Origin of the sequence: Pseudomonas arcuscaelestis, from assembly GCF_016881005.1 — a bacterium.
GTDB lineage: Bacteria > Pseudomonadota > Gammaproteobacteria > Pseudomonadales > Pseudomonadaceae > Aquipseudomonas > Aquipseudomonas arcuscaelestis.
The window spans coordinates 161,432-168,633 of record NZ_JACOPV010000016.1; the positions used below are offsets into that span (position 1 = coordinate 161,432).

The 7,202-nt window shown below is 58.8% G+C and carries 5 protein-coding genes; all 5 read left to right on the forward strand.

Annotation, left to right across the window (positions count from 1 at the left end):
* Positions 1 to 74 precede the first annotated feature (74 nt).
* A complete protein-coding gene (gene serC, locus H8F21_RS23480; RefSeq protein ID WP_203542995.1) occupies positions 75 to 1,160 on the forward strand; it encodes a 3-phosphoserine/phosphohydroxythreonine transaminase in 1,086 nt (361 codons plus the stop codon).
* A complete protein-coding gene (gene pheA, locus H8F21_RS23485) occupies positions 1,160 to 2,254 on the forward strand; it encodes a prephenate dehydratase (protein WP_136475067.1) in 1,095 nt (364 codons plus the stop codon). Before serC ends, pheA begins: the two co-directional genes overlap by 1 nt.
* A gap of 44 nt (positions 2,255 to 2,298) precedes the next feature.
* On the forward strand, positions 2,299 to 4,539 hold the full coding sequence (locus tag H8F21_RS23490; RefSeq protein WP_203585434.1) for a bifunctional prephenate dehydrogenase/3-phosphoshikimate 1-carboxyvinyltransferase: 2,241 nt from the start codon (positions 2,299 to 2,301) through the stop codon (positions 4,537 to 4,539).
* Complete coding sequence (gene cmk / locus H8F21_RS23495) at positions 4,536 to 5,219, forward strand: (d)CMP kinase (RefSeq protein WP_136475069.1); 684 nt, start codon at positions 4,536 to 4,538, stop codon at positions 5,217 to 5,219. Before H8F21_RS23490 ends, cmk begins: the two co-directional genes overlap by 4 nt.
* Positions 5,220 to 5,344: 125 nt before the next feature.
* Positions 5,345 to 7,021 (forward strand): 30S ribosomal protein S1, encoded by a 1,677-nt coding sequence (gene rpsA / locus H8F21_RS23500; RefSeq protein WP_136475070.1) that lies wholly within the window; start codon positions 5,345 to 5,347, stop codon positions 7,019 to 7,021.
* Positions 7,022 to 7,202 lie beyond the last annotated feature (181 nt).

Sequence of the window (7,202 nt, forward strand, 5' to 3'; positions counted from 1 at the left end):
GGGGTGGCCGTAGCGCTGCAGGTTTGCAGCGTACGGCCCGCTCCCCGGACATCATGAGCAGAGCGAGAGTGGATGTGAGCAAACGAGCCTTTAACTTCTGCGCAGGCCCTGCTGCGCTTCCCGATGCTGTTCTGCAGCGCGCCCAGGCCGAAATGCTGGACTGGAATGGCAAGGGTCTGTCAGTGATGGAAATGAGTCACCGTAGCGACGACTACGTGGCCATTGCCGAAAAGGCCGAGCAGGATCTGCGCGACCTGATGTCCATTCCCACCAACTATAAAGTGCTGTTCCTGCAGGGCGGTGCGAGCCAGCAGTTCGCCGAAATCCCGTTGAACCTGCTGCCTGAAAATGGCACTGCCGACTATATCGAAACCGGTATCTGGTCGAAAAAAGCCATTGAAGAAGCCCGTCGCTTCGGCAACATCAACGTTGCTGCCAGCGCCAAACCCTACGACTACCTGAACATCCCTGGTCAGAATGAGTGGAACCTGACGCCGGGTGCCGCCTACGTGCATTACGCCTCGAACGAGACCATCGGTGGTCTGGAGTTCGACTGGGTGCCGCAAACCGGTGACGTACCGTTGGTCGTCGACATGTCCTCGGACATCCTTTCCCGTCCCGTCGATGTTTCCGATTTCGGTCTGATTTACGCCGGCGCGCAGAAAAACATTGGCCCAAGCGGCCTGGTCGTTGTGATTGTCCGCGAAGACCTGCTCGGTCGTGCCCGCAGCAGCTGCCCGACCATGCTCGACTACAAGGTCGCAGCCGACAACGGCTCGATGTATAACACCCCGGCGACCTATTCCTGGTACCTCTCGGGCCTGGTCTTCGAGTGGCTCAAGGAGCAAGGTGGCGTTGAGGCCATGGAGCAGCGCAATCGGGCCAAGAAAGATCGCCTGTACGGCTTTATCGACAGCAGCGACTTCTACAGCAACCCGATCAGTGTCAACGCCCGTTCCTGGATGAACGTACCGTTCCGCCTGGCTGACGAGCGCCTGGACAAGGCTTTCCTGGCCGGTGCCGACGCTCGTGGCTTGCTCAACCTCAAGGGTCACCGTTCGGTGGGCGGCATGCGTGCCTCCATCTACAACGCCCTGGGCCTGGACGCGGTCGAAGCGCTGGTAGGCTACATGGCTGAATTCGAGAAGGAGCACGCTTGATGTCTGAGCAGGAACTCAAGGCGCTGCGGGTGCGCATTGACAGCCTCGATGAGAAAATTCTCGAGCTGATCAGTGACCGTGCCCGCTGTGCCCAGGAAGTGGCTCGGGTCAAGATGGCAGCACTGCCTGCCGGTGAAGAGCCGATCTTCTACCGCCCGGAGCGTGAAGCCCAGGTGCTCAAGCGCGTCATGGACCGTAACCAGGGGCCCCTGGGTAACGAAGAAATGGCCCGTTTGTTCCGGGAGATCATGTCCTCGTGCCTGGCTCTGGAGCAACCGCTGAAGGTTGCCTACCTGGGGCCTGAGGGTACCTTCACCCAGGCCGCGGCAATGAAGCACTTCGGTCACGCGGTCATCAGTAAACCGATGGCTGCCATCGACGAAGTGTTCCGCGAAGTGGCGGCCGGTGCCGTCAACTTTGGTGTGGTGCCGGTGGAAAACTCCACCGAAGGTGCCGTCAACCACACCCTGGACAGCTTTCTTGAGCATGACATGGTCATCTGTGGCGAAGTTGAGCTGCGGATTCACCACCACTTGTTGGTGGGTGAAAACACCAAGACCGACAGCATCAGCCGTATCTACTCCCACGCCCAATCGCTGGCCCAGTGCCGTAAGTGGCTGGATGCCCACTACCCGAACGTCGAGCGCGTGGCGGTAGCGAGCAACGCCGAGGCTGCCAAGCGGGTCAAGGGTGAGTGGAACTCGGCTGCCATTGCTGGCGACATGGCCGCAGGCCTGTATGGCTTGACGCGCCTGGCCGAGAAAATCGAGGACCGCCCGGACAACTCCACGCGGTTCCTGATGATCGGCAGCCAGGAAGTGCCACCCACCGGCGACGACAAGACCTCGATCATCGTCTCCATGAGCAACAAGCCGGGTGCCTTGCACGAGCTATTGGTGCCGTTCCACGAAAACGGCATCGACCTGACGCGTATCGAAACCCGTCCGTCGCGCAGTGGTAAATGGACCTACGTGTTTTTCATCGACTTCATCGGTCACCACCGTGATCCGCTGATCAAGGCCGTGCTGGAGCAGATCAGCCAGGAGGCCGTGGCGCTCAAGGTCTTGGGTTCCTATCCAAAAGCGGTACTTTGAAGTAATGAGTGGCGTGCACGCAGATTTGAATAGGGTCCTGCCCCGTGGTTGAAGTCGTGGTAAACAAAGCCGGGCCGCTTATCGGCCGCTTGGTAGTGGTCGGTCTCGGGCTCATTGGTGGCTCGTTCGCCAAAGGGCTGCGCGAAAGCGGCTTGTGCCGAGAAGTGGTCGGTGTCGACCTGGACCCACAGTCACGCAAAGTCGCGGTGGAGCTGGGCGTGGTCGACCGCTGCGAAGAAGACCTGGCTGTTGCCTGTGTCGGTGCCGATGTCATTCAGTTGGCGGTGCCGATCCTGGCCATGGAAAAGCTTCTGGCGCGGTTGGCTCAGCTTGATCTTGGCCAGGCGGTGCTGACAGATGTCGGCAGCGCCAAGGGTAATGTGGTGCGTGCTGCGCGTGAGGCTTTGGGCGAGAAACTGCCTTGCTTCGTGCCCGGGCACCCGATTGCCGGCTCCGAGCAAAGCGGGGTAGAGGCCTCCAATGCTGCGCTGTTCCGCCGCCACAAGGTCATTCTTACGCCGCTGGCTGAAACCGCACCAGAAGCCCTGGCGCTGGTCGATCGGCTCTGGCGTGCGCTAGACGCCGATGTCGAGCACATGCAGGTCGAGCGCCACGACGAAGTACTGGCGGCGACCAGCCACCTGCCGCACCTGCTGGCCTTTGGTTTGGTCGATTCGCTGGCCAAACGCAATGAAAACCTGGATATCTTCCGTTACGCTGCCGGAGGTTTCCGCGATTTCACAAGAATCGCCGGAAGCGACCCGGTGATGTGGCACGACATATTTCTCGCCAACCGCGAAGCTGTTCTGCGCACACTCGATACATTTCGCAGCGACCTCGACGCCTTGCGCGACGCGGTCGATGCAGGGGATGGGCATCAATTGCTGGGCGTCTTCACGCGCGCCCGGGTTGCCCGCGAGCATTTCAGTAAAATCCTGGCCCGCCGGGCCTATGTGGACGCTATGAACTCCAACGACCTGATTTTCCTGGCAAAACCTGGTGGCCAACTGTCTGGCCGAATTCGCGTACCAGGCGACAAATCGATTTCCCATCGCTCGATCATGCTGGGCTCCCTGGCCGAAGGCACCACTGAAGTCGAAGGCTTCCTTGAGGGTGAAGACGCGCTGGCGACCCTGCAGGCGTTCCGCGACATGGGCGTAGTCATTGAAGGCCCGCACCATGGCCGAGTGACCATTCACGGTGTCGGCCTCAATGGCCTGAAGCCGCCGCCGGGCCCGATCTACCTGGGTAACTCCGGTACATCCATGCGCCTGCTCTCGGGTTTGCTGGCCGCGCAACCTTTCGACACCGTGCTGACCGGCGATGCGTCGCTGTCCAAGCGTCCGATGAACCGTGTTGCCAATCCTTTGCGGGAAATGGGTGCGGTGATCGAGACTGCAGCAGAAGGTCGTCCACCGATGACCATTCGTGGCGGTCACAAGCTCAAGGCGCTGACCTACACCCTGCCAATGGCCAGTGCCCAGGTTAAATCCTGCCTGCTGCTGGCCGGCCTGTACGCCGAAGGCAAAACAACCATCACCGAGCCTGCACCTACCCGTGACCATACCGAGCGTATGCTCCGCGGTTTCGGCTACAAGGTTGAGGTCGATGGTCCGACTGCCTCCCTGGAAGCAGGCGGCAAGCTCACTGCGACCCACATCGAAGTGCCGGCAGACATCTCCTCGGCAGCGTTCTTCTTGGTAGCCGCGTCGATTGCCGAAGGCTCGGAGCTGGTGCTCGAGCATGTGGGTATCAACCCGACCCGTACTGGCGTCATTGATATCCTCAACCTGATGGGCGGTAGCATCACCCTGGAAAACCAGCGTGAAGTAGGCGGTGAGCCGGTCGCAGACCTGCGCGTACGCGGCGCTAAACTCAAGGGTATCGAGATTCCAGAGCACCTGGTGCCATTGGCTATCGACGAATTCCCGGTGCTGTTCGTAGCCGCGGCGTGTGCTGAAGGGCGCACCGTACTGCGCGGCGCCGAAGAGCTGCGGGTCAAGGAATCCGACCGCATCCAGGTCATGGCTGATGGCCTACTGACCCTGGGTGTGAAGTGCGAGCCGACCCCGGACGGTATCATCATTGAGGGTGGTCCGATTGGCGGCGGTGAAGTACATGGGCACGGCGACCACCGTATTGCCATGGCCTTCAGTGTTGCTTCGCTGCGTGCCACCGCGCCAATTCGTATCCATGATTGTGCAAACGTTGCTACTTCGTTCCCGAACTTCCTGTCGCTGTGCGCTGAAGTCGGGATTCGTGTTGCAGAAGAGGGCAAGTCGTGAGCGTAGCGCCAGTTATCACCATCGACGGTCCAAGTGGCTCGGGTAAAGGTACCGTTGCCGGTCTTCTGGCGCGTGAGCTGAACTGGAAACTGCTGGACTCGGGTGCGCTTTATCGCCTGTTGGCGTTTGCTGCCACCAACCATGGCGTCGACCTGACCAACGAAGAGTTGCTGGTCAAGTTGGCTGCACACCTGGATGTGCAGTTTATTGCCGCCGAGCCAGGCAAGTTGCAGCAGATCATTCTCGAGGGTGAGGATGTCAGCAACGTCATTCGTACCGAAACCGTCGGTGCCGGGGCCTCGATGGTCGCCTCGCTACCTGCGGTGCGCGATGCATTGTTGCAGCGCCAGCGCGCGTTCCAGGAAGCGCCGGGGCTGATCGCCGACGGTCGCGACATGGGTACGGTGGTGTTCCCCGATGCGCCCTTGAAGGTTTTTCTGACCGCCAGCGCCGAGGAGCGTGCCCGTCGACGTTACTTGCAGTTGAAGGGCAAAGGCGAAGATGTTAGTCTGTCGAGTCTGCTAGATGAGATTCGTGCGCGCGATGAGCGTGATACCCAGCGCGCAGTGGCCCCGCTCAAACCGGCGGCCGACGCGATACAGCTGGATTCCACGGAGTTGTCCATCGAGCAGGTGTTGCAACGCATCAAGAGTGAAATCGCACTTCGCGATATCGCCTGATGACCAGGTAAGCAGGCAGGGGCACCAGTCAACGTCCTGTCCGCTTTCCTTTATATGAACGAAACCCACATTGTCTGGAATGTGGCTGATGGGCGTATGTTTCGCCCTAATTTACAGGAATTAAAATGAGCGAAAGCTTTGCAGAACTCTTTGAAGAAAGCCTGAAAACCCTCAATCTTCAGCCGGGTGCGATCATCACCGGTATCGTTGTCGACATCGACGGCGACTGGGTTACCGTACACGCTGGCCTGAAGTCCGAGGGCGTCATCCCGCTCGAGCAGTTCTACAACGAAGCTGGCGAGCTGACCATCAAGGTCGGTGACGAAGTTCACGTTGCGCTGGACGCGGTCGAAGACGGCTTTGGCGAAACCAAACTGTCCCGTGAAAAAGCCAAGCGCGCCGAGTGCTGGATTGTTCTGGAAGCAGCTTTCGCCGCCGAAGAAGTGGTCAAGGGCGTTATCAACGGTAAAGTTAAAGGCGGCTTCACTGTCGACGTTAACGGTATCCGTGCGTTCCTGCCGGGCTCCCTGGTTGATGTCCGCCCAGTGCGCGACACCACCCACCTCGAAGGCAAAGAGCTGGAATTCAAGGTCATCAAGCTGGACCAGAAGCGCAACAACGTTGTCGTTTCCCGTCGCAGTGTCCTGGAAGCCGAAAACAGCGCCGAGCGCGAAGCTCTGCTGGAATCGCTGCAGGAAGGCCAGCAGGTCAAAGGTATCGTCAAGAACCTCACCGACTACGGCGCATTCGTTGACCTGGGCGGCGTTGATGGCTTGCTGCACATCACCGACATGGCCTGGAAGCGTATCAAGCACCCATCGGAAATCGTCAACGTTGGCGACGAGATCGATGTCAAGGTTCTGAAGTACGATCGTGAGCGTAACCGTGTATCCCTGGGCCTGAAGCAACTGGGTGAAGACCCATGGGTTGCTATCAAAGCTCGTTACCCAGAAAGCACTCGCGTAATGGCGCGTGTTACCAACCTGACCGACTACGGCTGCTTCGCAGAGCTGGAAGAAGGCGTGGAAGGTCTGGTGCACGTTTCCGAAATGGACTGGACCAACAAAAACATCCACCCTTCGAAAGTCGTACAAGTCGGCGACGAAGTGGAAGTTATGGTTCTGGACATCGACGAAGAGCGTCGTCGTATCTCCCTGGGCATCAAGCAGTGCAAGTCGAACCCATGGGAAGACTTCTCTGGCCAGTTCAACAAGGGCGACAAGATCTCCGGCACCATCAAGTCGATCACCGATTTCGGTATCTTCATTGGTCTGGACGGCGGCATCGACGGCCTGGTTCACCTGTCGGACATCTCCTGGAACGAAGTCGGCGAAGAAGCCGTACGTCGCTTCAAGAAGGGCGACGAGCTGGACACCGTCATCCTGTCTGTTGATCCAGAGCGTGAGCGCATCTCGCTGGGCATCAAGCAGCTGGAAAGCGATCCGTTCTCCGAGTACGTTCAAACGAACGACAAGGGTGCAATCGTTAAGGGTGTTGTAAAAGAAGTTGACGCCAAAGGCGCCATCATCACCCTGGCCGACGACATCGAAGCTACTCTGAAAGCTTCCGAAATCAGCCGTGACCGCGTTGAAGACGCGCGTAACGTTCTGAAGGAAGGTGAAGAGATCGAAGCCAAGATCATCAGCGTTGACCGCAAGAGCCGCGTAATCAGCCTCTCCATCAAGTCGAAAGACGACGCTGAAGAGAAAGAAGCCATCCAGAGCCTGAAAGAAACTGCTCCGGAAGCTGCTGATACCACCATGGCCGCGCTGCTGCGTCAGGCAATGGCCAAACAGAACTAAGTTCTGCTTGGATCAAAAAAGGGCGGCCTTCGGGTCGCCCTTTTTTTATGCCTGTGTCCCGTCCTGAATAAGGTTTACACCTCCCATCCCGAATTTCCGGAGAGTCAGATGGAGCAAGGTGTAAAGCGCACACAGCGTGATTACTCACTGTCTTTTAAATTGGCGGTGGTTGATCAGATTG